General features: G+C 66.5%; 18 protein-coding genes and 1 pseudogene. 12 read left to right on the top strand and 7 right to left on the bottom strand.

Annotated elements, in window-relative coordinates; genetic code table 11:
* Nucleotides 1–7 precede the first annotated feature (7 nt).
* Nucleotides 8–784, top strand: a complete 777-nt coding sequence (cobA, locus tag BXA00_RS21575; protein ID WP_197685551.1) for a uroporphyrinogen-III C-methyltransferase — start codon at nucleotides 8–10, stop codon at nucleotides 782–784.
* A gap of 42 nt (nucleotides 785–826) precedes the next feature.
* Nucleotides 827–2,089 (top strand): nitrate- and nitrite sensing domain-containing protein, encoded by a 1,263-nt coding sequence (locus BXA00_RS21570; protein WP_076520446.1) that lies wholly within the window; start codon nucleotides 827–829, stop codon nucleotides 2,087–2,089.
* A gap of 10 nt (nucleotides 2,090–2,099) precedes the next feature.
* On the opposite strand, the gene BXA00_RS21565 is transcribed toward BXA00_RS21570, so the two are convergent.
* From BXA00_RS21565 to BXA00_RS21555, 3 genes are all read right to left on the bottom strand, one after another.
* Nucleotides 2,100–3,626 (bottom strand): MFS transporter, encoded by a 1,527-nt coding sequence (locus BXA00_RS21565; RefSeq protein ID WP_076520445.1) that lies wholly within the window; start codon nucleotides 3,624–3,626, stop codon nucleotides 2,100–2,102.
* Between the two features lie 112 nt (nucleotides 3,627–3,738).
* Nucleotides 3,739–4,200 carry a MarR family winged helix-turn-helix transcriptional regulator gene (locus BXA00_RS21560; protein WP_076520444.1) on the bottom strand — a complete coding sequence of 154 codons (462 nt, stop codon included), beginning with the start codon at nucleotides 4,198–4,200 and terminating at the stop codon, nucleotides 3,739–3,741.
* 97 nt (nucleotides 4,201–4,297) lie between these two features.
* Entirely contained in the window at nucleotides 4,298–6,298 is a 2,001-nt protein-coding gene (locus BXA00_RS21555; protein WP_231952126.1) for a transcriptional regulator, read from the bottom strand.
* A 149-nt stretch (nucleotides 6,299–6,447) separates the two neighbouring features.
* Between BXA00_RS21555 and BXA00_RS21550 the strand changes: the two genes are divergently transcribed.
* Nucleotides 6,448–7,296 (top strand): class I SAM-dependent methyltransferase, encoded by an 849-nt coding sequence (locus tag BXA00_RS21550; protein WP_076520442.1) that lies wholly within the window; start codon nucleotides 6,448–6,450, stop codon nucleotides 7,294–7,296.
* 263 nt (nucleotides 7,297–7,559) lie between these two features.
* Here BXA00_RS21550 and BXA00_RS21545 read toward each other — a convergent pair whose 3' ends face one another.
* A complete protein-coding gene (locus BXA00_RS21545; protein ID WP_076520441.1) occupies nucleotides 7,560–8,621 on the bottom strand; it encodes a LacI family DNA-binding transcriptional regulator in 1,062 nt (353 codons plus the stop codon).
* 112 nt (nucleotides 8,622–8,733) lie between these two features.
* Between BXA00_RS21545 and BXA00_RS21540 the strand changes: the two genes are divergently transcribed.
* The 6 genes and pseudogenes from BXA00_RS21540 to BXA00_RS21515 all read left to right on the top strand — a co-directional run.
* Nucleotides 8,734–9,756, top strand: coding sequence for a TRAP transporter substrate-binding protein (locus BXA00_RS21540; protein ID WP_076520440.1), 1,023 nt, complete (start codon nucleotides 8,734–8,736; stop codon nucleotides 9,754–9,756).
* Nucleotides 9,757–9,767: 11 nt separating this feature from the next.
* The gene (locus tag BXA00_RS21535) at nucleotides 9,768–11,648 is read left to right on the top strand and encodes a TRAP transporter large permease subunit (RefSeq protein WP_076520439.1); all 1,881 of its coding nucleotides are present in this window, start codon (nucleotides 9,768–9,770) and stop codon (nucleotides 11,646–11,648) included.
* A gap of 59 nt (nucleotides 11,649–11,707) precedes the next feature.
* Nucleotides 11,708–12,247: a VOC family protein gene (locus tag BXA00_RS21530; protein WP_076520438.1), complete on the top strand. Its 540-nt coding sequence runs from the start codon at nucleotides 11,708–11,710 to the stop codon at nucleotides 12,245–12,247.
* Between the two features lie 25 nt (nucleotides 12,248–12,272).
* Nucleotides 12,273–13,550 (top strand): ribulose-bisphosphate carboxylase large subunit family protein, encoded by a 1,278-nt coding sequence (locus BXA00_RS21525; protein WP_076520437.1) that lies wholly within the window; start codon nucleotides 12,273–12,275, stop codon nucleotides 13,548–13,550.
* Nucleotides 13,547–14,878, top strand: a complete 1,332-nt coding sequence (locus BXA00_RS21520; protein WP_076520436.1) for a four-carbon acid sugar kinase family protein — start codon at nucleotides 13,547–13,549, stop codon at nucleotides 14,876–14,878. The genes BXA00_RS21525 and BXA00_RS21520 overlap by 4 nt, the downstream gene beginning before the upstream one ends.
* 48 nt (nucleotides 14,879–14,926) lie before the next feature.
* A pseudogene (locus BXA00_RS21515) lies at nucleotides 14,927–15,370 on the top strand (transposase); the annotation flags it as partial.
* A 384-nt stretch (nucleotides 15,371–15,754) separates the two neighbouring features.
* Here the strand turns inward: BXA00_RS21515 and BXA00_RS28935 are convergent.
* From BXA00_RS28935 to BXA00_RS21505, 3 genes are all read right to left on the bottom strand, one after another.
* On the bottom strand, nucleotides 15,755–16,366 hold the full coding sequence (locus BXA00_RS28935; RefSeq protein ID WP_156902845.1) for a hypothetical protein: 612 nt from the start codon (nucleotides 16,364–16,366) through the stop codon (nucleotides 15,755–15,757).
* A 944-nt stretch (nucleotides 16,367–17,310) separates the two neighbouring features.
* Nucleotides 17,311–17,652 (bottom strand): hypothetical protein, encoded by a 342-nt coding sequence (locus tag BXA00_RS28930; protein WP_156902844.1) that lies wholly within the window; start codon nucleotides 17,650–17,652, stop codon nucleotides 17,311–17,313.
* A gap of 227 nt (nucleotides 17,653–17,879) precedes the next feature.
* A complete protein-coding gene (locus tag BXA00_RS21505) occupies nucleotides 17,880–20,333 on the bottom strand; it encodes a DNA internalization-related competence protein ComEC/Rec2 (protein ID WP_231952125.1) in 2,454 nt (817 codons plus the stop codon).
* Nucleotides 20,334–20,470: 137 nt separating this feature from the next.
* Between BXA00_RS21505 and BXA00_RS21500 the strand changes: the two genes are divergently transcribed.
* The 3 genes from BXA00_RS21500 (at nucleotide 20,471) to BXA00_RS21490 (ending at nucleotide 23,860) form a co-directional block, all read left to right on the top strand.
* The gene (locus tag BXA00_RS21500) at nucleotides 20,471–21,394 is read left to right on the top strand and encodes a LysR substrate-binding domain-containing protein (protein ID WP_083714299.1); all 924 of its coding nucleotides are present in this window, start codon (nucleotides 20,471–20,473) and stop codon (nucleotides 21,392–21,394) included.
* 154 nt (nucleotides 21,395–21,548) lie between these two features.
* Nucleotides 21,549–22,526, top strand: a complete 978-nt coding sequence (locus BXA00_RS21495) for a tripartite tricarboxylate transporter substrate binding protein (RefSeq protein ID WP_076520433.1) — start codon at nucleotides 21,549–21,551, stop codon at nucleotides 22,524–22,526.
* A 47-nt stretch (nucleotides 22,527–22,573) separates the two neighbouring features.
* A complete protein-coding gene (locus tag BXA00_RS21490; RefSeq protein WP_076520432.1) occupies nucleotides 22,574–23,860 on the top strand; it encodes a M28 family peptidase in 1,287 nt (428 codons plus the stop codon).
* The last annotated feature ends 55 nt before the right edge of the window (nucleotides 23,861–23,915 follow it).

Here is a 23,915-nt window from a genome sequence, read left to right as displayed (position 1 = left end):
GGCGCCCATGCCCGACCTGAACCCCACCGTCTCCCTGATCGGCGCCGGTCCCGGCGACCCGGAATTGCTGACCCTCAAGGCGGTCAAGGCCCTGGGCCGCGCCGACGTCGTGCTGGTCGACGACCTGGTCAACCCGCAGATCCTGCAACACTGCCCGCGGGCGCGCATCGTGCGCGTGGGCAAGCGCGGCGGCTGCCGCTCCACCCCGCAGGACTTCATCCAACGCCTGATGCTGCGCTACGCGCGCCAGGGCCTGCGCGTGGCGCGCCTGAAAGGCGGCGACCCGTGCATCTTCGGCCGAGGCGGCGAAGAAGCCCAGTGGCTCAGCGACCATGGCGTCGCCTGCGAGATCGTCAACGGCATCACCGCCGGGCTGGCCGCGGCCACTTCTGCCGGCATTCCGCTGACGCAGCGAGGCATGGCCCAGGGCGTTACACTCATCACGGCCCATTCCCAGGACGGCGCGACGCCCGACTGGTCGGGCCTGGCGCGCAGCGGCACGACCCTGGTGGTGTACATGGGCGTGGCGAAGGTGCATGACATGAGCAGCCAATTGCTGGCCGCCGGCATGGCGCCCGACACGCCGGTAGCCATGATCGAGCGCGCCTCCCTGCCCGGCCAGCGGCTCTGTCCATCGACGCTTGCCGGCATGGCCCGGGACGCCCAGGCCTTCGGCTTGCGCAGTCCCGCCGTGCTGGTCATCGGCGAGGTCGCCGCCTGCCGGGTCTTCGGCCTCCTGGACGATAAGGCCGACGCCGATCCGCTGCCGCGCCGCATGGCCTGAGGTTCCGATTGACATCGCGCTTTTCACCGCATAGAGATTCCGATGGCTGAACGCCACATGCCGCCGCCGCTGCGCTTCCTGCTCGCCGCCCGCCGCAGCGAGCTCCATGGCCTAGAAGCCCTGGCCGCCACCTGCGATCTGGTGCTGCGCATCAGCGCCCTGGTTCACGCCCTGCAGAAGGAGCGCGGCTACTCCAACCTGACCCTGTGCAGCGCCGAAGACCGCCTGCAGCCCGCTCTCGCCAGCCTGTCGAGCGACGCCGAAGCCGTGGAAGCCGACGTGCGCGCCTTTCTGGACGGCCTTGAAGCGGACCCTGCCGCCGGCAGCGGGCGGGCGCGCCTGCTCAATTGCATCGCCTACGCGCTTTTGCGGCTGGACGAACTGCCCGGCCTGCGCCGCGCGGTCCGCGACCGTCGCGTGCCGGTCGAAGACGCCGACGTGCGCTTTACGCTGGTCATCGGCAGCCTGCTGGCGGTGGTGTTCGAAGCCGCCGATTCGTCGCTGGACCCGGGCGTCACGCGCCTGCTGGTGGCGCTGTTGAATTTCATGCAGGGCAAGGAACTGAGCGGCCAGGAGCGCGCCTGCGGCGTGATGGGCTTTACCGCCGGCTGGTTCGACGAAGCGCGCAAGGCGCGCATGCTGGGCCTGGCGGCCAACCAGGCGCGCAGCTTCGGCGTCTTTTCCCAATACGCGCAAGGCGCGCCGCTCCAGGCCTGGGACCTGGTGCAGCAGCAGGCCCAGCCGGTGCAGCGCATGCGCGACATGGCGCAGCACACCTCGGACGCGCAACGCGTCGACGGCGGCCTGGCCGAGCTGTGGTTCGACCTGTGCACGGCGCGCATCGACGCCATGCGCAACGTGGAAACGCAGCTGGCGCAGGAACTGGCGCAGCAGTGCGCCCGGCGCATCGCCGAGACCCGCCAGGAACTGGACGACCGCCGCCTATTGCTCAGCCGCTACACCGACCACGCCAGCGGCCGCGCGCCCAGCCTGGTGTTCAGCGTACAGAGCCGCATCCTGGACGTGCCGCCCGAAGACGGCGTGGGCAATGAGCTGGAACGGTCCATCCTGGACATGATGCGCGAGCAGACCCTGCGCATGCAGCGCGCCGACGACGCGCTGACCAGCGTGCGCGGCGCGCTGGACGAAAGAAAGCGCATCGACCGCGCCAAGCTGCTGCTGATCAGCCGCTATGACCTGACCGAGCAGGCCGCCCACGAACGCCTGCAGCGCGCCGCGATGGACGGCGGCCTGTCGGTGGCGGACGTGGCGCGGCAGATCATCGCGCAGTTGAGCGAACACTGACGCGGCGCGCCTATCGGAACACCCGCTGCACCAGGCTGACGGCCGCCGCGGCGACCGCCACGGCCGCGACGATCCGGAAGTGATCCAGGCTGGCCAGCAGCACCGCCTGCTGGTTGAGCCATTGCGCGATCTGCGCCATGGCGAGCTGTTGCGCCTGCGCCGGTCCCACGGACGTCGCGAAATAGGCCGACAACTGCGCCATCGCCGCCTCGAATTGCGCGTTGCCGGCAGCCACGCTGGCGTGCAGCACGGTGTAGTGCCGCGACGCGAACCACTGCTGGCCGATAGTGGCCAGCATGATGCCCAGCGCCTGCCCGATCTGCGCCAGCATGTTCTTGACCTGCTGCGCGTGGGCGAACACCGCCGGATCGCGCGTCAAGCCGGTGAAGGTCTGCATCGCGGTCGTGGGCATGAGCGTCATGATGAACACGCCATAGCAGGCCAGCGCCGGAAAGACGTCGGTCCACATGTTCGCGGTGGGCGTGAGGCGCGACATCAGCAGCCCGAAGGCCGCCAGCGCCAGGAAGCCGGTCACGAAGAATTTCCGGGGCGCGGGCCAGCGCGGCAGCAGTTGCGACATCACGGCCCAGGTCAGCACGCCCGCGCCCAGGCCCATCGCGAAAAACTCGCCCGCGGTGATCCACGCCAGTCCCAGCGCGCGCTGCAGCATCAACGGCACCAGGTAGCCGTTGGCGCCGAGCATCACGTAGCAGGCCATGAACAGGCCCAACCCGCAAAGGAAGCGCATCTCTTTCATGCCGCCCAGCCTGAGCAGCGGCGCCCCGTTGCGCGTCTCGGCCCACACGAACCAGCCCAGCGCCGCCACGCCCGCCGCGGCCGACAACGCCAGCAGGCCGCCGTCGCTGAAGAAGTCGTAGTAAGAGCGCTGCAAGGCATGCAGCACCAGGAAGCTGCCCGCGCCCAGGGCCGCGACCGGCAGGAGGCGCACGTTGCCGGCCAACACCGAGCCGGCTTCGCGGCCCGGCATGGCCAGCATGACCGGGGCCATCGCCAGCAGCGACAGCGCGGCGATCAGCCAGAACATCAACGGCCAGCCATCGTGCTCGACCGCCATCGCGGCCAGCCAGGGCGCCAGGGCCGTGCCCAAACAAAGACCCGAGGCCAGCGCCTTGATGCCCAGAAAGCGCGCCGGCCCGGGAGCAATCAGGTTGACGGTCAGCCGTGACGACGTGAGCATCGCCGCGCAGCCCAGCGCCATCAGCACGCGGCCCAGCAGAAAGCCCGCGGGGTCTTGCGCCAGCGCGCACACCGCCGCGCCAGCGCCCGCGGCGGCCAGCGACGCCAGCAGGTAGGCGCGCGGGCCCAGCCGGTGGGTCAGCCACCCCTGCAGGGCGATCATCACCACCGCCACGCAGGCGTACACCACGGCGATGTGGGTGTATTCCTCGGGGCTGGCGCCGATCTCCCCCATGATGGGCGCGGCGCCGAACGTGGCCATGCCGTTCTGCAGGAAGTCGATGAATGTCAGCGCGCCGATGACCAGCAGCAGCGAAAGCGGAGGTTTGGATGGGGACATGGAACCGCCTGGAAAGCGCTAGAAGAAGCCTGAACTTGCCCAGGCTGTATATGCCTAGGCAGATAAATAAATAAAAAAAAGGAAACGACCCCGGAAAAGAAGATGGCGTTCCCTACCCTTGGTCCGACCGCGCATTCATCAGCAGGCGCGACAGCAGCTTGTGCAGCATCTCCCCTTCGGCTTCCGAGAAGCCGGCCAACAACCGGCGAAACGCCACCTCCGTCGCCTGCCGCGCCTGCGGAAAGGCCGCCTGGCCCATCTCGGTCAGCTCGATCAAGTAACTGCGGCGGTCGGCTTCGTTTTCCACGCGGCGGATGAAGCCCTTGGCGGCGATGCGGTCCAGCAAACGGGTCATGGCGCCGGAGTCGTAAGCCAGCACGCGGCAGAAATCGCTGAGCGTGCGGCCCCACCCCTTGACGATGCAGTTCAGCACGACGTACTGCTGCACGGTGATCTGAAGCGGCGCCAGTTCGCGGTCCAGGGCCTCGTGGATGCCATTGCGCACGGACGTGACCAGAAAGCCGAGTTCGCCGGTGCAGAGTTCGTCCAGAACGGATGGGGAAGCGTTGCGCATGATGGGCCTGCCGCGCCGCGGCGGAATCGATCGACGCATATTAGCTGCCTAGGCAGCAACATGCAAGCCTTCGCTTTCTACGCAGGGCCGTCGCGCCTCATCCTATCCCGATCCGCCGCGCGCCTTCACGGAACAGCGCCTGCGTGTCCGGCGCCAGCCTGAACGCCGCCAGGAAATCGTCCACGCGGTACGCCGGCGCCGCCTTGCGGATGGCGGGCAGAAAGCCGAGCGCCTCGTCGATCCGGCCCGCCATCGCCAGACAGCACGCGGCGATGGCCAGGATGTGCACGTGGGCGTTGGGCCGCGCCGCCGCCTTGACCGCCCACCCCGCGGCTTCCTCGATGCGGCCCAGGCGCACCAGCGCCAGCGCGCGCACCGCCAGCATGCCGAACAGCAGCGGATCGAAGGGACTGAGGTGGCGCGAATGGTCCGACGCGCCGATGGCCGCTTCGGCGTCGCCCAACTGGCAGTCGACAAAGCCCAGCGTGTAATGTCCCAGGGCGAAGTTCGGGCTCAGGTCCACGGCGATCCGCAGTTCGCTGATCGACGGATCCTGGCTGCCGCGCAGCCACAGCGCCCGCCCCATTGCCCAATGCGCGGCGGGGTCGCGGTCGTCGGCGATCAGGCTTTGTCCGGCGGTCTCGAACGCCAGGTCGATGGCCGGCGCCTGCTCGCCCCAGCGCTGGAATGCGGTCTGCCAGTGGGTGAAGGACAGGCCCGCATAGGCCCGCGAGAACGTCGGATCCAGCCGCACCGCCAATTCGAAGAAATGCCGCGCCTGCTCGTTGTCGGTGCGGTTGAACCGGTACATGTGCCACAGTCCGCGGTGATGCGCCTGCCACGCATCCAGCGAATTGGGCGGCGTCAGGATGGCGCGGTTGCGCTCGGCGGCCTCGATCTCGATGTCGATCGACGCCACGATGCGATTGCCGATCTCGTCCAGGGCCAGCAAGGCGTCGTCAAACTTGTGGTCCAGGACGTCGGCCCAGACGATGCGCGCCGTGCGGGAGTCGACGAGCTGCACCTCGACGGCCAGGCGCTGGTCGTGCCGCCGCAGCGATCCGCTCACGACATAGTCCACGTTGAGCGTGCGGCCTGCCTCCTCCGGCCCCACGCTGCGCTGGTCCAGCGCGAACACGGTGCCCTGCGCGATGACGAAAAGGCTGCGCAGCTTCGCCAGCCGGGTAATGATGTCGAAGGCCAGCCCGTCCGCCAGGCCGCCCCGCACGCCCGCCTGCGCCGACCGGTCCACGAACGGCATGACGGCGATCGACGCGCGTCCCTGCCGTTCCGGAGCAGGGTCCGACTGGCCGGGCGGCGGTGCGTCGGCCGCGGACGGCACGCCGCCCGCCAGGCGGGCTCGCACCTCGCGCCATGCGTCGCGCAGCGGCCGCCCGTCCAGGCCTTCGGCCTCGAACGCCCGAACGGCCGCGGCCAGGTGTTCTTCGCCTTCGCGCCATTGCCCGCGCAATCCCAACGCGCCCAGCATCTGCTGGTGCGCCTGCGGGTCGAAGGGGGCGAGCCGCAGCCATTGGTCCAGGCACGCAAAGCTGTCCTCCGACCCCGCCGGCAGCGCCGCGGCCCGGCGCGCCAGCACGGCCGCATGGCAGGCCCGCAGGCGCCGCCGCTGCGCGGTCAGCCAGCTATGGAAGAACGGGCTGCGGCCGATCTCCAGCCCTTCCAGAAAGTCGCCCGCGAACAGCATCGACAGGTCGCGCAGCCGCTCCGGGCTCGCGTTATCGATCCCGGCCTGCATCGCCGCGTCGATGTCCAGGACGTCCACGCGGCAATCGGACAGGTCCAGGCGCACGCTGTCCTGCGCCGTCTCGACCCGACGCCTGCCGGGCTCGTCCAGCAGGCCCCTCGCCTTGCTCAGGCACCAGCGCAGTTCGCCGCGCGGATCGTTCGGAATGTCCCACAGCAATTCGCACAGGTGCGAGCGCATGACCGCATGGGGCGCCAGCGCCAGGTACGCGATCAGCGCGCGCAGCTTGCGCGAGGGCGGCAAGGCAACGGGTGCGCCCCCGCGCGTGATCGCCATCGGCCCCAGCATGCGCACGTGGATGGCCGCGCCGCCGGATTCCACCGCAGATTCCACGCCGGCTACCACGCTCGCCTCCACGCGCGGTTTCTATCGTGGTTTCCGGGGCGCACGGCACGCGAAAGCCTTCGCGGCGCTGGTTGCACCGCCCCGGCGCGCTGGTCATGGAGGCCGTCGCGCATCCCACGCTCTATCGGAGACACACCATGTCCATTTCCTCCCTTGCCACCAGAGACGTGCGCGACACCGCACAGCCCGACCTGGCCGCCTTGAAAACCCGCCAGCAGAGCACCTGGTCTTCCGGGGACTACGCCGTCGTCGGCACCACGCTGCAGATCGTAGGAGAACAGCTTTGCGAAGCCCTTGACGTGCGCGCCGGCCAGAAGGTGCTGGACGTCGCCGCCGGCAACGGCAATGCGACACTGGCGGCCGCGCGCCGCTGGTGCGACGTCACCTCGACCGACTACGTGCCCGCGCTGCTGAGCCGCGGCCGCGAACGCGCCGCCGCCGAACGCCTGAAGATCGAATTCCAGGAGGCCGACGCCGAGGCGCTGCCCTTCCCGGACGCGGCGTTCGACGTCGTGATGTCGACTTTCGGGGTGATGTTCACCGCCGACCAGGACAAGGCCGCGGCCGAACTGACCCGCGTGTGCAAGCACCGCGGCAAGATCGGCCTGGCCAACTGGACGCCGGACGGCTTCATCGGGCAGATCTTCAAGACCATCGGCAAGCACCTGCCCCCGCCCGCCGGCGTGAAATCGCCCGCCTTGTGGGGCACGAAGGCGCGCATCGAAGAGATGTTCGGGGCCGAGGCGTCGTCGATCCGATGCGAACCCCGCCACTTCGTCTTCCGGTACCGGTCGCCCGACCACTGGATGCAGGTCTTCAAGACCTATTACGGCCCGCTGCTCAAGGCGTTCGGCGCGCTGGAGCCCGCGGCGCAGACGGCGCTCACGGCCGACATCACGGCACAGATCGACAAGTTCAACCGGTCCGGCGACTCGACGATGGTGGTGCCCAGCGAGTACATGGAAATCGTGATCACCCGCCGGTGACCGCGCCCGGGTCCCCGCCTCGCAGGAGGCGGGGCCGGCCATTCGGACGGCGGACAGGAAGCGATCCATGGCGTAGCGCCTTCACAGCCGTCCGCCGGTGGGCGCCGGGGCGGCCGTTGTTGAACAACCCTGCGTTGAGGTTGGCAATGGCATGCCGACCACTGCCGGAGTGGGTGCGAGCCCATAGCGGGAATCATACGCCCGCGAATCTCCGATTGGCGCTTTCAGACGCCGCTGCCGGGCCGCCGGGCGCGGCCCCGCGCCTACGGCAGGTTCTCGCGGAAGATCACCTGGCTGCGCGCCAGCTCCACCCCGTTCATTGCGCTGCGCTTGTCGCGCAGATTGCTGAAGATGCGCACGCAGCTCATCAACGCCTCCATGGGGCTCTGCGTGATGACGGCGTCCATCGTGCCGTCGATCAGCAGCGCCCGCGTGTCGGGCGTGAGGCCATGCCCGATGAAAACGACCCGGTGCTGCTGCCCCGCCTCCTTCAGCGCGCGGGCCACGCCATCGGATGCGCCGCCGATGTTGTAGATGCCGGCAAGCTGCGGATACTGCTCCAGCAACTGGCGCGTCTGCTCGTAGTTGCGCTGCGCGTCGTCATAGCCTTCGCGCAGGTCCACCACCTGCATCGCCTGGAACTGCTCGGCATAGAGCTGCAGAAAGCCGCTTTCCCGTTCTTCGTGCGCCCGGTAGTGCCGTGACCCGGCGATCAGCGCCACATGCGCCGCGCGCAAGCCGATGAAGCGCGCGATGAGGTAGCCGGCCGTGCGGCCCGCGGCGCGGTTGTCCAGGCCCACATAGGCCACGCGGGCGCTGTTGGCGATATCCGAAATCAGCGTCACGGTCGGCACGCCCTGCTGCGCCAGCGCGTTCACGGCCTCGCGCACCACCGGATGCTCCAGCGCCATGAACGCGATGCCGTCGGCCCGCTTGCCATGCCGGGCCAGCGCCTGCGCCAGCGCATCGGGATTGAAGCTTTCCACGTAGTCGACCTGGCACTTCGCGTTCAGCGGGGCGAAGTGTTCGTGCGCGTAGCTGACGGTATCGCCCAGCATGCGCAGATAGCGATTGCTGCCGCGCGGCAGCAGGAACACCAGCCGCATCGGCTCGGGCGCGGCCGCCGCGTAGGCCGCTTCGTCGGGCAGGTAGTCCAGGTCGATGGCGGCCTTGAAGACTTTTTGCGCCGTCGCGGGGCGGACACCGGGGCGGCGGTTCAGCACCCGGTCGGCGGTGGCGGTGGACACGCCAGCGCGGGCGGCGACGTCGGCCAGACGGGCGAGCTTGCGGTCGGAGGCGGGTTTATTCACATCAAAAACCATCATGAATAAGATTTGACGATGATAGCGCCTATTCACTATTGTCCATTCTGCCGCATGGCTCAGGCGGTTTTGTGGCACATCAAAAAACATCATAACTACGACTATGGAGACAACCATGAAGCTGCTGACACGCCGCAGTGCCTTGCGCCGCCTTTGCGCGGTTCCCGCCCTTGCCGTCGCCGGCACCGGCTTTCCGCTGATCGCCCGCGCCGCTGATTTTTCGCTCAAGTACGGCAACAACCTGCCGGTGACGCATCCGCTGAACATCCGCGCGCAGGAAGCCGCCGAACGCATCCTCAAGGAAAGCAACGGCCGCGTCGACATCAAGATCTTCCCGAACAACCAGCTCGGCGGCGATACCGACATGCTGGCCCAGGTGCGCTCGGGCGGCATCGACTTCTTCACGCCGTCCGCCCTGGTGATCGCCACGCTGGTGCCGGTCGCCGCCATCAACGCCGTCGGCTTCGCGTTCAAGGACTACGGCCAGGTCTGGACGGCCATGGACGGCGCGCTGGGCGCCCATGTGCGCGCCGCCATCGCGCAGCGCAAGCTCTACGCTTTTGAAAAGATGTGGGACAACGGCTTTCGCCAGACCACCAGCAGCAAGGCGCCGGTCAACACCGCCGCCGACATGGACGGCCTGAAGATCCGCGTGCCCGTGAGCTCGCTGCCGATCTCCATGTTCAAGGGCCTGGGCGCTGCGCCGGCCAGCCTGCAGTTCAGCGAAGTCTATTCGTCGCTGCAGACCAAGGTGGTGGACGCGCAGGAAAACCCGCTGCCCATCATCCAGGTCGCCAAGCTGTACGAAGTGCAGAAATACTGCTCGCTGACCAACCACATCTGGGACGGCTACTGGTTCATCGCCAACGGCCGCATGTGGGAAGGCCTGCCCGCCGACCTGAAGACGGTCGTGGCGCGCGGCATCAACGAAGCGGGCCTGGCCCAGCGCGAAGACATCAAGAAGCTCAACGCCTCGGTGCAGTCCGACCTGGAAGCCAAGGGCCTCGTGTTCAACCAGCCGTCCGCCGACAGCTTCCGCGACCAGCTGCGCACGGTGGGCTTCTACAAGGAATGGCAGGGCCGGTTCGGCAACGAGGCCTGGGGCTTGCTGGAGCAGTCCGTCGGCAAGCTGGCCTGAGGTCGCACGCCATGTCCTCCCTGTCCGCTCCCCACGCCGCCACGCCTGCGCTGCCGGCCAATCCCCTGCGCCGGGCGGCCGGCGCGCTCGACAGCGTGCTGGGCAGCGTGGTCGAACACGTTGCCGCGGCGATCGTGCTGATCGAGATCCTGGTGCTCTTCGCCGGCGTCGTCTCGCGCTATGTGTTCCACAGCCCGCTGGTCTGGTCCGACGAACTCGCCTCCATTCTGTTCCTGTGGCTGTCCATGCTGGGCGCCGTGGTGGCGCTGCGGCGCGGCGAACACATGCGCATGACGGCGCTGGTGAACAACGTCAGCCCGGCGCGGCGCGCCCAGCTGGAAACCGCGGCGCTGGCGGCGTCGCTGGCCTTCCTGGTGCTGATCCTGGCGCCTGCCATCGAGTACGCGCACGAAGAGCACTTCATCATCACCCCCGCGCTGGAGCTGAGCAACGCCTGGCGCGCCGCCGCGATTCCCGTGGGCATGGGGCTGATGGGCGTCATCGCCGTGCTGCGCCTGCTGCGCACGCAGCCGCTGCCGCAGGTGGCGACGGCGCTGGCCGGGGTGGCCGCGATCGTGGGCCTGTTCTGGCTGGCGCAGCCGCTGTTCTCGGGCCTGGGCAAGCTGAACCTGGTGATCTTCTTCGTGGGCATCGTCGCGGCCACCGTGTTCTCCGGCGTGCCCATCGCGTTCTCGTTCGCGCTGGCCACGTTTTCGTACCTGGCGCTGACCACCAACACGCCGATGGTCGTCATGGTGGGCCGCCTGGACGAAGGCATGTCCCACCTGATGCTGCTGGCGGTGCCGCTCTTCATCTTCCTGGGCTCGCTGATCGAAATGACGGGCATGGCGCGCGCCATGATCCAGTTCCTGGCCAGCCTGCTGGGCCACGTGCGCGGCGGGCTGTCGTACGTGCTGATCGGCGCCATGTACCTCGTGTCCGGCATCTCGGGCTCCAAGATCGCCGACATGGCGGCCATTGCACCGGTGCTGTTCCCCGAAATGAAAAAGCGCGGCGCCAAGCCCGGCGACCTGGTGGCCCTGCTGTCCGCCACGGGTGCGCAGACCGAGACGATTCCGCCGTCCATCGTCCTCATCACCATCGGTTCGGTGACGGGCGTATCCATCGCCGCGCTCTTCACGGGCGGACTGCTGCCCGCCGTGGTGCTGGGCCTGGCGTTGTGCACGGTGGTCTGGTGGCGCTACCGCAAGGAAGACCTGAGCCTGGTGCAGCGCTTCACCTTCAAGGAGATCGGCCGCTTCTTCATGATCGCGCTGCCCGCGGTGGCCCTGCCCTTCGTGATCCGCGCCGCCGTCGTCGAGGGCGTGGCGACCGCCACCGAAGTCTCCACCATCGGCATCGTGTATTCCGCCGTCGTGGGCCTCTTGATCTACCGGCGCTTCGACTGGGCGCGCCTCAAGCCCATGCTCATCGAGACCGCCTCGCTATCGGGCGCCATCATGCTGATCGTCGGCTGCGCGACCGCCATGGCGTGGGCGCTGACCCAGTCGGGCTTCTCGGGCGACCTGGCCAAGCTGATGGCCGGCATGCCTGGCGGCAGCTACGGCTTCCTGGCGGTGTCGATCGTGGCCTTCATCATCCTGGGCAGCGTGCTGGAAGGCATTCCCGCCATCGTGCTGTTCGGCCCGCTGCTGTTCCCGATCGCGGTGCAGGCGGGCGTGCACGAAGTCCACTACGCAATGGTCGTGATTTTCGCCATGGGCATCGGTCTCTTCGCGCCGCCCTTCGGCGTCGGCTACTACGGCGCCTGCGCCATCAGCCGCGTCGACCCCAACGAAGGCATCCGCCCGATCTGGGGCTACATCGGCGCGCTGCTGATCGGCCTGATCGTGGTTGCCGCCTTCCCCTGGTTCTCCATCGGTTTTCTGTGACGCGACGCGGCCCCGCCCGGCGGGGCTGCGCACTCCACCTCCTTTAAGAAGATCCCAACATGAGTCGTTTCCTGGGCGAGATCCGCCAACTCGGTTATGTCGTGCATGACATCGAAGCCGCCATGGACTACTGGAGCACCACGCTGGGCGTGGGTCCCTGGTACTACAACCCGCGCGTGCCCATCGTGAACTACCAGTACGACGGCGCGGGCTACGAACCCCACAACTCGGTGGCCCTGGCCAACTCGGGCTACGTGCAGGTCGAACTGATCCAGACCCGCAACGACGTGCCTTCCATGTACCGCGACTTCCTGCAAGCCGGCCGCACCGGCCTGCAACACGTCGCCTACTGGACCGAAAGCTACGACGCCGACTTGGAGCGCCTGCTGGCGCAGGGCTTCAAGCCCAAGATGAGCGGCGAAGTCGGCGAAAAAGGCCGCTTCATCTACTTCGACACCGAATACCACCCCGGCACCGTCATCGAGCTGTCCGAAGTGGCCGGACCCAAGGGCCGCCTCTTCGACCTGATCCGCGAAAGCTCGCAGAACTGGGACGGCAAGGATCCGGTCCGCGCCTTCCCCGACCTGACCCGTCTCTGATCCGCCCTGCCGCCCCATCGCCACCATGAATTCCCAATCGTTTACCGCCACCTACCTGATCGAAACCCCCGTCGACCCCGCCAAGGTCGCGGAGGTCATGGCCGGCGAGCAATCCTGCGGCACCTTCACGCGCGTCCAGGGCGAGACGGACGAACTGCGTGCCCGTGCGCGCGCGCGCATCGAAGCCATCGAAATCCTGGAAACCGTCGACGCGCCCAGCCTGCCCAACGCCTACCTCGCGCGCCAGCCGGGCGGCATGCCGGGCAAATTCCACCGCGCGCGGGTGCGCATCGCGTTTCCCGTCGCCAACGTCGGCACCAACCTGCCCACGCTGGCGGCCACGGTAGGCGGCAACCTGTACGACCTGGGCGAAGTCACCGGCCTGCGGCTGGAAAGCATGGAGCTGCCCGCCAACTACCGCGCCCAATTCGACCTGCCCCAGGTCGGCATCGCCGGCACGCGCGCGCTGACCGGCGTGGACCAGGGTCCGCTGGTGGGCACCATCATCAAGCCCAACGTCGGCCTGTCGCCCGAGCAGACCGCGCACCTGGTCGCCCAGCTCTGCGCAGCCGGCGTGGACTTCATCAAGGACGACGAAGTGTGCGCCAACCCGGCCCACGCCCCGCTCGCCCAGCGCGTCGCGGCCGTGATGGCCGTGGTGCGCGCCCACCGCGACCGCACCGGCCGCAACGTCATGGTCGCCTTCAACATCAGCGACGAGACCGACGCCATGCGCCGCCACGCCGACCTGATCGAACGCGAAGGCGGCACCTGCGTCATGGCCAGCCTGAACTGGTGCGGCTACTCCGCCATCCAGACCCTGCGCCGCGGCACGCCGCTGGCATTGCACGGCCACCGCAACGGCTTTGGCGCGCTGTCGCGCCATCCGCTGCTGGGCATGGGCTTTCAGGCCTACCAGACGCTGTGGCGGCTGGCCGGCGTGGACCACATGCACGTGCACGGCCTGCAAGGCAAGTTCTCGCAGGAAGACAGCGAAGTCGTCGACTCCGCGCGCGACTGCCTGGCGTCGCTGACGCCCGGCATCGACGACGCCGTCATGCCTGCGTTCTCGTCCGGCCAATGGGCCGGCACCGTGCCCGCCACCTGGGCCGCCGTGCGCAGCGACGACCTGCTGTTCATGTCGGGCGGCGGCATTCTTGCCCACCCCGACGGCCCGGCGGCGGGCGTGCAGAGCATCCGCCAGGCGTGGCACGCGGTGCGCGACAACCAGGCGCTGGAAGACTACGCCCGCAACGCGCCCGAGCTGCGGCGCGCCCTGGACTTCTTCGGAAACCGCGCATGACGGGCGCTTCCGCGCCACAGGTCTGTTGGTATGGCGACGACTTCACCGGCGCCACCGACACGCTGGCCGAGGTCGCCCGCGCGGGCCTGCGCAGCCTGCTCTTCTTGAGCGTGCCCTCTTCCGCGCAACTGGAGCGTGCGGGTCCATTGGATGCCATCGGCATCGCCGGCGCCGCGCGCGGCATGGCGCCCGAGGAAATGGTCGCGGAACTGCGCGCAGTCGGTGAGTTCATGGCAAGCACCGGCGCGCGCGTGCTGCACTACAAATGCTGTTCCACCTTCGACAGCGCGCCGCACGTCGGCAGCATCGGGGCCGCCGTGCAGGAATTGCGGCGGCACCTGCCCAATCCCATCGTGCCCATCGTGGGCGGACAGCCCAGCATCGGACGCTATTGCAGCTTCGCGCAGCTATTTGCGCGCGCGGGCGCCGCGCCGGAAATCCACCGGATCGACCGGCACCCTGTGATGAGCGTGCATCCGGTGACGCCGATGCACGAGGCGGACCTGCGGCGGCATCTGGCGGCGCAGGGGTTGGCTGGCATCCGGTCGGTGCCGCACATTGACTATCCATCGGCCGCGGATGTGCCAGCGGTCGACGACTGGATCGACCGTCTTCTGGACAGCGCCGACGGCCCGCTGCTGCTGGACCTGGTGGACGAATCGCAGCTTGCCGTCATCGGCCGCCTGATCCGCCGCGCGGCCGACCGCGCCCCGCTGCTGGCCGTGGGCCCGAGCAGCGTGCAACAGGCGCTGGTCCGCGCCTCGCCGACCCCGCGCGAAGACATGGCCCCGCCGAGGCCGCTCGCCCCCGCCGACGGCCCGGTGCTGGTCGTGGCGGGCAGCCTGTCGCCCGTCACTGCACGGCAGATCGCGGCGGCTGAAAGCTATGCCCGCCAACCATTGGTGACCGAGCGCCTGCTGGCCGATCCCGACTACGCCGCGCAACAGGTCCAACAGGCAGCCGCCACGCTGGCCCAGGGCCGCAACGTGCTCGCGCACACCGACAAACCGTCGGGCGCCGTCAACGCCGAACAGACCGCCGCCACCGCACTCGCCACGGCCCGGCTCGTCGCCGACATCGTGCGCGCCAGCGCCCAGGCCGGCCGACGCCTGAACCGCATCGGCATCGCCGGCGGCGACACGTCCAGCCAGGCCACGCTGGCACTGGGGCTTTGGGGCCTGGCGTTTCGCTGCGTGCTGGCGCCGGGGGTGACCGTGAGCGTCGCACGTAGCGATGACCCCGTGACGGACGGGATTGAATTGATGCTCAAGGGTGGGCAGATGGGGGGGGAGCGGTTGTTTGATGAGCTGGCGGCGGGCGGGGGGTGAGACGGTAATCCTCCATTTTTAACGATCGCTTTTGCGGGGGGATTACCCAAGGTCTTCAATGACCTGAAGACCCGCAGCTGCCAGGGCATCCTGATCGCGGTGGTCGACGGCCTGAATGGCCTGGCCGATGCAATCGGCACAGTCTTCCCGCGCACGACGGTGCAGACCTCTATCGTGCATCTGATCCGCAACAGCTTGGATTACGCGGGATGGAAGGATCGCAAGGCCGTCGCCGACGCGCTGCGCCCAATATACGCGGCCGCCTGCACTCAGGCCGCCGAGCAGGCGCTACAGGCGTTGGCCGAAGGACCATGGGGGGCAAAGTGTCCGATGATCGTCGCCGCCTGGCCTGGGAGACCGTCGCGCCATTCCTCGTCTTCCCGCCTGACCAATATGCTGGCCGAGTCCGTGAGGGCGACCTTCGACTGGAAAGCCGCCATGAAACAGGTTGCTATCCTGTTCGGAGATCGCTTTACTGCTGCGCGTGGATAACAACTTTTAAAACGCCTCGCCCACAAAAATCCGGACGGGCTCTTACGGAACGCCCAACTGGTTTGATCCGTCCTAAGCCCTGCGATGGGTCGACCGCGACAAGGATTGGCTCAGTACCACGGCGAACTTGTCGTGTTGAAAAAGGGAGCCACTTCGAATGCAGCTACGGTTTTCATATTTCCGCGCGCACTGAACGGATCTAGTTGACAAAGCGAGTACGACGCGAATTTTGTTCATATTGCCCTACGAAGGGTGGCGCAAACCGAACTATCAAATAGGGCGGCTGCTCGTATTCGAAACCCATCACGAGCACCCTTAAATTCGAATCAATCACAACATGCCGGCGCTAAGAAAAAATAAATTCTTCGATGAGAATTCTCTCCTTTACCCTCCCACCTGACTACCCATTACATTCCTGGAACAGTTTAGCAACTCAATATATTCTCCGGCGTCACGCGGAATAATCTCAGTAGAGATAATACCCCCCTCATCGGATATTGACGTTAACAGCCCCAATTTGTTCGATCTACCCCACTCATCGAGAGAATAGCGGCGGACATCCGATCCATTCATTAGATTAAATGCCACGCGATCCTGCTCTCCTGCCCCGGGAAGGGTATCCCAGAAGTAGACGTCCGCCGGAAAAACTTGATCGGATTGTTCTCTCGAAAATATCTGAACGAGCGCATCAGCCCGGAGGCTAGATGCAAGCCACTTTCCATGCCACAGCGCATATGCAGTTGCCTCTGCATGATAAATCTCTGTGGCGAAATCAGACTCCGTTAATCCGAATGGACGCGAAGCGAGCAGGTCTGACTTGCACTCAAAATACGTATCTTTTTCTTTATACTTAACTAGCTGCTGAAATGCATGAAACTGCCAATAATAAACCGGCCCAATGGACACCCATCCTATCGTTGCCTTCCCAAACCCATGCGGATTCACGGTTCGCGCCATAAACGTCATCTCGAATGGGTCAAACCAAACATCATTCACTTGGGGGGCTCTTTGGGGGATACGCTGTTAAATAACATGAACAATTCGCCCAGGGCTCAGGAAGGGAAAAGTTACTCACGCAATCCCCCTTGCTTAAATAGTGAAACAGAGCTTTTGCCTGCAACGGTAGATTGTAGTTTTCAAGCGCTTTACACATCCCCTCCCCGCTAGACCCGGCCCCGCCTTCAGCCAGGTATTCGATATATTTGCTACAAAGCTCAATTAACGCATCCGCCCTAGCATTTTTTCTCATTCAACACCCGATCCTTCCAAATGATTTACATATCTACCCTAATCGTTCGCATCTTTATACGTGCGCGATGAAAAATCCAAGCCACCCGTCATGGGAAATTATCCAATATTTTTAATTGGAGCGGCGATCTAATCAAGCTGACTATTGCACACCTCTATCCATCAAGCTTTCAATAGGGCGTTGCGTTGACCGTCTGAATCCACATTTTTCTGGGACGGGAGTTCAGCTTGCGGCATCTGCATCAAGCTCGCACTGCGTATAGCTTGCTAATCCTGTTGTTTTTGGAAAGTACTGGCGTAGCAGGCCATCCGTATTTTCTTTGGTGCCTCGCTGCCAGGGGATGCCCAGATCGCAGCAGTAAACGACCATATTGATAGCAATTCTAAATTGCCTGTGCGCTGACAACTCAACCCAGCGGTCTCACCAGGTTGGGCGTTTCCTTAGTTGAGCAGGCAGCTGGCGCATCTGCCCAACAAGGGTTTGAGTGACCGCTTCGGCTCGCTAATCTTTGCTCCTGCAATTGCTTAAGCTCAAGTTTCTGCCTGACTACCCACAATGGTGAGGTTTAGCCATTCCAGCATGTGGGCGCTTTGAGCCAAATACTCAAACCCAAGCACTTCAATTTTATTAGGTGTTTTTCTTGATTCCACCAACACAGCGCACCCCACGATAATGTTTCTAAAACAACAAATTAGATAATACGAGGAACGCCAGGCACCCTGTCCTCGCAGCACTCACCGAGAAGAATAAGGTCAAATATAAACTCTATTTCATCGGCTACTTTGATTACCTCATCCGCCCCATTTTTAAGATACGGAATTTCCGCACGTAGAATCTTTTTCGTCATATGCAACTCTTTGAGAGCGTCCCGGGGAACAAGCTCGCATCCCTTCAGGGCTCGAGCCAATTCTTTAGCGCGAGAAATAACCTCTTGGGCCGCCAACAGGTCAACATCACGCTCCACTTGTATCGACAGGAGAAATCTCCCAGTCCATTCCTTGAGGCATTCATTGTCAAATTTATAATAATTCATGATGTTCTTATCGCAATTGCGTTGCTCGGAATTTGTTGAAATCGTCACGAAGCCGAATAGCAAGCCTGTCCACCATGTCACGAACTAGGTCGCCCTCGTCTGGATACCGCTCTGAATAGCTTGCGCAGACCTGCGACATGATATCCAGGAATTCAAGGCTCGAAATGATCGCCGATTCATTGAAGATTTCGAATCTCGCCCCTTCATGTATGCATTCCCAATGCGTTCTATCTCCCATGCCAGTACCGCCCGCCCCGCTCCCGTTGCCCCCAAACCTCCAACCCCTCCGGCCGCGACTGCGCCATCACCGCGCCATCCCTGTCGCTGCGCCAGAATCGCGCCCCCGCCCGCATCCATCTCAACTCCACGGCCCGTGCCGGATGCCGGAACCGGTTCAGATGCCCCGCCTGCGCGATGACGTGCGCCGCATTCACAGCCTCCACCAGCTCCCGGCCGGAGGATGACGCCGAGCCGTGATGCGGAGCCAGCACGACATCCGCTGGCTCCAACCCCTGCGCCACCATTTCCCGCTCCTGCGCCGTCCCCACGTCCCCCGTCAGCAGCAAGCTATGCCGCGCGCCCTTCACGCGCAACACACAGCTATCCGCGTTGCGGTCCTCGGCGCGCGCGTCCTTGACGCCACGGGGATGCAGAAACGTGAACTCCACACCGTCCGCCTCCCAACGCAACCCCCGTTCGCAGCGCGCCATCTGCCTGGGCAGGGCCGGCGGCGCTTGACCGGCATCCGGCCACATCCTTGCGTCGCGGCGCACGAAGGCGGGCAGGTCAAACGAAGCGTAGCTGCGCTCAACTGGCACCGCCGCCAGCACCGCGCGCGTTCCGCCGACGTGGTCCATGTCCGCGTGCGACAGCACCAGCTCGTCCAGCCGCGTGACGCCGCGCGCCTGCAGGAACGGCGCCACTACGCGCTCGCCTGCATCGCTGCCGCCGAAGCTGCGGGGACCGGCGTCGAATAGCAGCGACCGGGTTGCGGTTTCGACCAGGATCGCGCTGCCCTGCCCCACGTCCATCGCGCTCAGGCGCCAGTAACCGGGCTCCGGTCTGTCCGGCCGCCAGAACAGCAAGGGCAGCATGCAGGCCCATCCCAGATGGCGGCCCGGCCAGCCTCGCGCCTGCAACGCCCAGGCCATGCCCGCCACGGCCAGCAGCAGCCAGGGCCAGCCCGCCGCGGCGACCGGGACGCTGGCCCAACTGGCGTTGCCCACCCAGGCCACCGGCGCCATGGTCAGGTCGAAGGCCGCCAGCCCGGCCTGCCCCGCCCACGCGGCGAGCCCGTCCGCCCCCGGCACGCAGGACAACGCCGCGCACAGCAGCGCCAGCGGCGTCACGATGAAAGTCACCGACGGAATCGCGACGGCATTGGCCAGGGGCGACCCGAGCGACACTTGGTGCACCAGAAAGGCCAGCAACGGCATTAGGCCGACGGTGACCATGAGCTGCAGACGCACGGCCTGACCGGCTCGGGCCGCCCACCGCGCACGCCAGCCGGCCTGGGCGTCGATGGGCGCGGCCGCGATGCGCAGCAGTACGGCCACCGCGCCGAACGACAGCCAGAAGCCCGCCGACACCGGCGCCCACGGATCGAGCGCAACCACCGCCGCGGCCGCGCAGGCCAGCACCCGGTCGCCGGACAACGGCAGGCGCGACAGCGCCGCCGCCAGCACCACGAGCAGCATGAAGAAGGTGCGCCGGGCGGGCACGCCCCAGCCCGCGAGCAGGCAGTACAGCAGCGCGACCATCGCCGCCACGCACCCGCCCGCGACACGCGCTGGCATCCGCTCCGCCACGCCCACGCCGCGCCAGCGCAGGCGTCGCCACAGCGACGACGCGATCAATCCCGCAATGCCGGCGATCGACGTGACGTGCATGCCGCTGATCGAAACGAGGTGCGTGATGCCGCTGCGGTTGAAGATCCGCCAGTCCTCGCGCGACACGCCGGCCTGGTCGCCGATCGCCAGCGCGATCATCACGGGCGCATACCGGTGCCCATCCAACGCCGCCCGCATGCCTTCGCGCACATGGTGCCGCGCCCGCTCGATGGCGATGCCGGGCGTGGCCCATGGTCGGTCCGCCAGCAGGTCGGGCTGTCCGCGCACCGTGCCCACGGCGCGCACGCCCTCGGCGAACAGGCGCCCTTCGATGTCCGGCCCCGCGGGATTGAGCAAGCCGTGCGGCCGCCTCAGCACCAGCGCCATGCGCCAGACCTGGCCGGGCAACACCTGCGGCACGGTCTGGTTGGCTCCAGCGCCCGCCTGCCAGGTGACCTGGATGCGCGACGGAATGCCCGGACGCGCAGGGCCATCCAGCTCCGCCAGGAAGCGCTGGCGCTGTGCATCACCCTCGGGCAGCGCCGCCACGCGCACGACCAGGCGGGAGACTTCGTCCTGATGCATGTCGGCCAGCGCGTCGTCCATGCGAAGCTGGGCCTGCACCGCCGCGTTGAGCAGGCCAGCCGAAAATCCCAGCGCCAGCGCGGCGAGGATGCGCAGGCCAGGATGCCGGGCGCGCATGCAGACCGCACAGGCCGCGGCGGCGGCCGCCACCGCCAGCAACAGGATTAACGCGCCGGGCAGCGCCGGCAGGGTCTGTACCAGGCCCGCACCCGCCACGAACGCAACGCAGAACGACCGGCCCGTGATGTCTTTCTCCCGAAAGGACACAGCGTAGGCGGCGACCGCGCCCCGCGGACGGCAGGGTGAACTGTTTCATCCATGTCGGCCAACCGCGGGTTGCTTGCGCACGCCGTAAATGCGCACGCAGTAAATTACGGCCACCCCCATGCCCCTTCCCGATCCCCATGAAAGGCACCCGCAACTCGTTGTCCTCGCTGCGCATCTTCCTGACCGCCGCAGAAACGCTGAATTTCAGCCGCGCCGCCGAAGCGCTGAACCTGACCCAAAGCGCGGTCAGCAAGCACGTGGCGGCGTTGGAAGACCGCCTCGGCACGGCCCTCTTCAAGCGCATGCCCGCGGGCCTGCGTCTGACCTACGCCGGCGCCCTGTACCTGGAACGCATCAGCGCCGCGGTGCGCCTCATCGATGAGGCGGACGCGCTGGTGGCCAATCCCGCCTCGCGCGTCGCCCTCAACGTGGCGGTCTCTCCGTCCTTTGCCCAGTTCTTCCTGCTGCCGCGTCTGTCCGAATTCTTCGAGGCGCACCCCGAGATCCGCGTCAACATCCGTCCGCGCCTGTTGCATGGGCGTGACCGCGCGGAACGGTTCGACGCCGAAATCCAGCTTCACACCGGCTATGTGTCGGGCATGAGCGCGCAGTATCTGTGCGGCCGCGAGATGACGCTGGTGGCCGCGCCGTCGTTGCTGCAACGCCATCCCGTCAAATCCGTGGACGACATCGCGCAGTTGCCGTTGCTCAAGCGCGCCCAGCGCGGCTATGGCTGGGACGAATGGCGAGCCGATGTCGCGCCCCTGTGGTCGGGACCCGCCGCGACCGCGGCCGAGTACGAAGGCTTTTCGATCCTGCTGCCGGCCGTGATGAATGGACTGGGCGCGGGGATCATGCCGCTGTGCATGGTGCTGGACCAGTTGAAGTCTGGCCAACTGGTGCGCCCATTCAAAGAAACCGTGGAGGGCCGTTACGGCTATCACCTGATGCAGCCGCGCCCCAATGTGGGCGGTCCGTACTGCCAGGCGTTCTGCGACTGGGTCGTCGCGCGCGGGCAGGAACTCAATGCCCGGGCGCGCAGCTACGCGGGCCTGGCCTGACGCCCAAGCTCCAAGCCCCCCAGCCCCCAGCCCCCCCAGCCGGCCCGTCCGCGGCATTCCAACTTGGAATATCCCATGCGCATACTTCCTTTGCCTGGGGCCGCACGCACCCACCACAATGACGTGAAATTATTCATGGATCACCATAAAAATCATGTCCAAGTGGAAAAACACCCTGGCCGCCCTGGCCGCTCCCCTCTTCCTGGTCAGCGCGCAAACCGTCTCGGCCGCCTATCCCGATAAGCCGATCAAGATCGTCGTGCCCTATTCGGCCGGCGGCAGTTCGGACGTGGTGGCCCGCGCCATCAGCGATCAACTGGCCGCCCAGCTTGGCCAATCGGTCGTTGTCGAAAACCGCGCCGGCGCGGGATCGATGCTGGGCACTGCCTATGTGGCCACCGAGGCGCCCGACGGCTACACCCTGCTGCTGGCCGACGTGCCGTTCACCATCGTTCCGGCGCTGTACAAGGACCGCGTGAAATACGATGCGAAGCAGGATTTCGCGCCGATCACGCTCTTGGGACTGTCGCCCACGTACCTGTTCGTCAATCCCGCGTTTGAAGCCCAGGACGTCGCGTCGCTGGTTGCAGCCGCCACGGCCAAGCCCGACACGATTTCCATCGGGTCGGGAGGCAATGGGTCCTTGACCCACCTGATGGCCGAACTGTTCATGCTGACCACCAAGACCAAGCTCGCGCACATCCCCTACAAGGGCGCGTCCGCGTCGGTCAATGATCTGGCCGGCGGACAGATCCAGGCCAGCTTCACCACCATGCCCACGGCCGTCGCGCTGTACCAGGGCGGAAAAATCAAGCCGCTTGCCGTGTCTGCGCCCACGCGCCAGGCCGGCACGCCCGATGTGCCGACGTTTCAGGAACTGGGTTATCCGGGATTGACCGTGCAGAGCTGGTGGGGCCTGGTGGCGCCGTCCGGAACGCCCGCAGACGTGCAGAAAAAGCTGGCGGACGCGATGGCCAAGGTCATGCAATCGGACGCCGTCAAACAACGGCTGTCCAGCGTGGGCATGAACCTGCCGCCGGATACGAGCGCCGCTGCCCTGAAGGCGTTGTTGGCGCAGGATTTCCAGCGCTGGGCCGACGTCGTGCAGCGCGCCAACATCACGTTCGAATAACCACCGTTATATGCGCCGCCCAGCGATGCGCGGCGCCGGAGACATCCATGACATCCTGGCAACAGGCGGCGGCCGGCGACTCGGCCCTGATGAACGATTTTCAGACCATTTGCGGTTTTGGCGGACGCCTGTCCGGCACCGGGCAGGACGAGGCGGCCATGGAATGGGCGCTGACGCGCCTGCGGGAGATTGGACCCGATGTCCGGCGGGTCAGCGTGCCCTACGATGGCTGGCGCTGTCTTGCCAGCAGCCTGACCCTGCTGGGCGGCAAGCCGGCGAACCTGGAATGCGTACCCCTGTTGCGTTCGGCCTCCACCGCACCGGAAGGACTGGAAGGCACGGTCCTGGACCTGGGCGCAGGCCGTCCGGAAGACTTCGAGCGCGCCGGCGATGCCGTGCGCGGCAAGATCGTGCTCGTGCGCCACGAGTATCCGTTTTCCCAAGGCCATGTGCATCGTCGCCGCAAGTACGACATGGCGGTGGCGCAAGGCGCGGTCGCTTTCCTGATCGCCAACCCGCTGCCCGGGGCCGGTCCCTTGTCCGGATCCTCGGGCCGGCCGCGCGACGGCGCGGGCATTCCGGCGGCCTACATCGATCACGAAGCGGCCCTGGCATTGGCTGCCCAGCCCGGCGCACGCGTGCGCCTGCACATCCAGGGCGAGGAACTGCGCGATTCGATGGCCTGCGCCGGCATCCTGGACCTTCCCGGCGGACGCGACAGCCGGATCGTCATCAGCGCGCACATGGACGGCCACGACCTGGGCTGCAGCGCGCTGGACAATGCCACCGGCGTCGCCGTTGCGCTGGCCGCGGCGCGCATCCTGGAGCCCAGGCTGGGCCCCGGCACGCCAGGCCTGCGCATCTGCTTCTTCACCGCCGAAGAATGGGCGCTGGCAGGATCGGCCCGCTATCTGGCCGATATGCCGGCTACGGAACGCGACACCTTGAAGTTCAACATCAACCTGGACACTGTCGCGGGCGACGACACCCTGTGCGCGCTGATCAGCGAATATCCGGCGCTGGCGGGCGTGGTGGACGGCGCCGCCGCGCGGGCCGGCGTGGCGGTGTCGCACTGGCTGCCCTTCATGCCCAATTCAGACCACGCCAATTTTGCGAAACACGGCATTCCCGCGCTGCGTCTGGTGGCCGGTTTCGAAAAGCCCGAGTCACGCGTGCGCCACATCCTGTCGCGCGGCGACGTAGCCGGCATCATCCACGAAGACGAATTGCGCAACGCGTTGGCGGTGACCTGCGCCATGGCGTCGCTGGCCCTGGACATGAGCGACGACGACCTGGACGCGTTGAAGGCCGGATCGACCTGCCCGCGCGTCTGACCCGCCGGCGGCCAGCCCAGGCACGCGGCTTGCTGAGTCTCCTTCCTGACAGGCG

The organism is Achromobacter sp. MFA1 R4 (assembly GCF_900156745.1).
Classification (GTDB): domain Bacteria; phylum Pseudomonadota; class Gammaproteobacteria; order Burkholderiales; family Burkholderiaceae_B; genus Achromobacter.
The sequence above is the reverse complement of the archived record's forward strand: the minus strand, read 5'-3'. Positions and strand labels throughout refer to the sequence as shown.

Coding starts and splice junctions, on each gene's coding strand:
- cobA (WP_197685551.1), top strand. CDS start 8: ATGCCCGACCTGAACCCCACCGTCTCCCTGATCGGCGCCGGTCCCGGC.
- BXA00_RS21570 (WP_076520446.1), top strand. CDS start 827: ATGGCTGAACGCCACATGCCGCCGCCGCTGCGCTTCCTGCTCGCCGCC.
- BXA00_RS21565 (WP_076520445.1), bottom strand. CDS start 3,626: ATGTCCCCATCCAAACCTCCGCTTTCGCTGCTGCTGGTCATCGGCGCG.
- BXA00_RS21560 (WP_076520444.1), bottom strand. CDS start 4,200: ATGCGCAACGCTTCCCCATCCGTTCTGGACGAACTCTGCACCGGCGAA.
- BXA00_RS21550 (WP_076520442.1), top strand. CDS start 6,448: ATGTCCATTTCCTCCCTTGCCACCAGAGACGTGCGCGACACCGCACAG.
- BXA00_RS21545 (WP_076520441.1), bottom strand. CDS start 8,621: ATGATGGTTTTTGATGTGAATAAACCCGCCTCCGACCGCAAGCTCGCC.
- BXA00_RS21540 (WP_076520440.1), top strand. CDS start 8,734: ATGAAGCTGCTGACACGCCGCAGTGCCTTGCGCCGCCTTTGCGCGGTT.
- BXA00_RS21535 (WP_076520439.1), top strand. CDS start 9,768: ATGTCCTCCCTGTCCGCTCCCCACGCCGCCACGCCTGCGCTGCCGGCC.
- BXA00_RS21530 (WP_076520438.1), top strand. CDS start 11,708: ATGAGTCGTTTCCTGGGCGAGATCCGCCAACTCGGTTATGTCGTGCAT.
- BXA00_RS21525 (WP_076520437.1), top strand. CDS start 12,273: ATGAATTCCCAATCGTTTACCGCCACCTACCTGATCGAAACCCCCGTC.
- BXA00_RS21520 (WP_076520436.1), top strand. CDS start 13,547: ATGACGGGCGCTTCCGCGCCACAGGTCTGTTGGTATGGCGACGACTTC.
- BXA00_RS28930 (WP_156902844.1), bottom strand. CDS start 17,652: ATGAATTATTATAAATTTGACAATGAATGCCTCAAGGAATGGACTGGG.
- BXA00_RS21500 (WP_083714299.1), top strand. CDS start 20,471: ATGAAAGGCACCCGCAACTCGTTGTCCTCGCTGCGCATCTTCCTGACC.
- BXA00_RS21495 (WP_076520433.1), top strand. CDS start 21,549: ATGTCCAAGTGGAAAAACACCCTGGCCGCCCTGGCCGCTCCCCTCTTC.
- BXA00_RS21490 (WP_076520432.1), top strand. CDS start 22,574: ATGACATCCTGGCAACAGGCGGCGGCCGGCGACTCGGCCCTGATGAAC.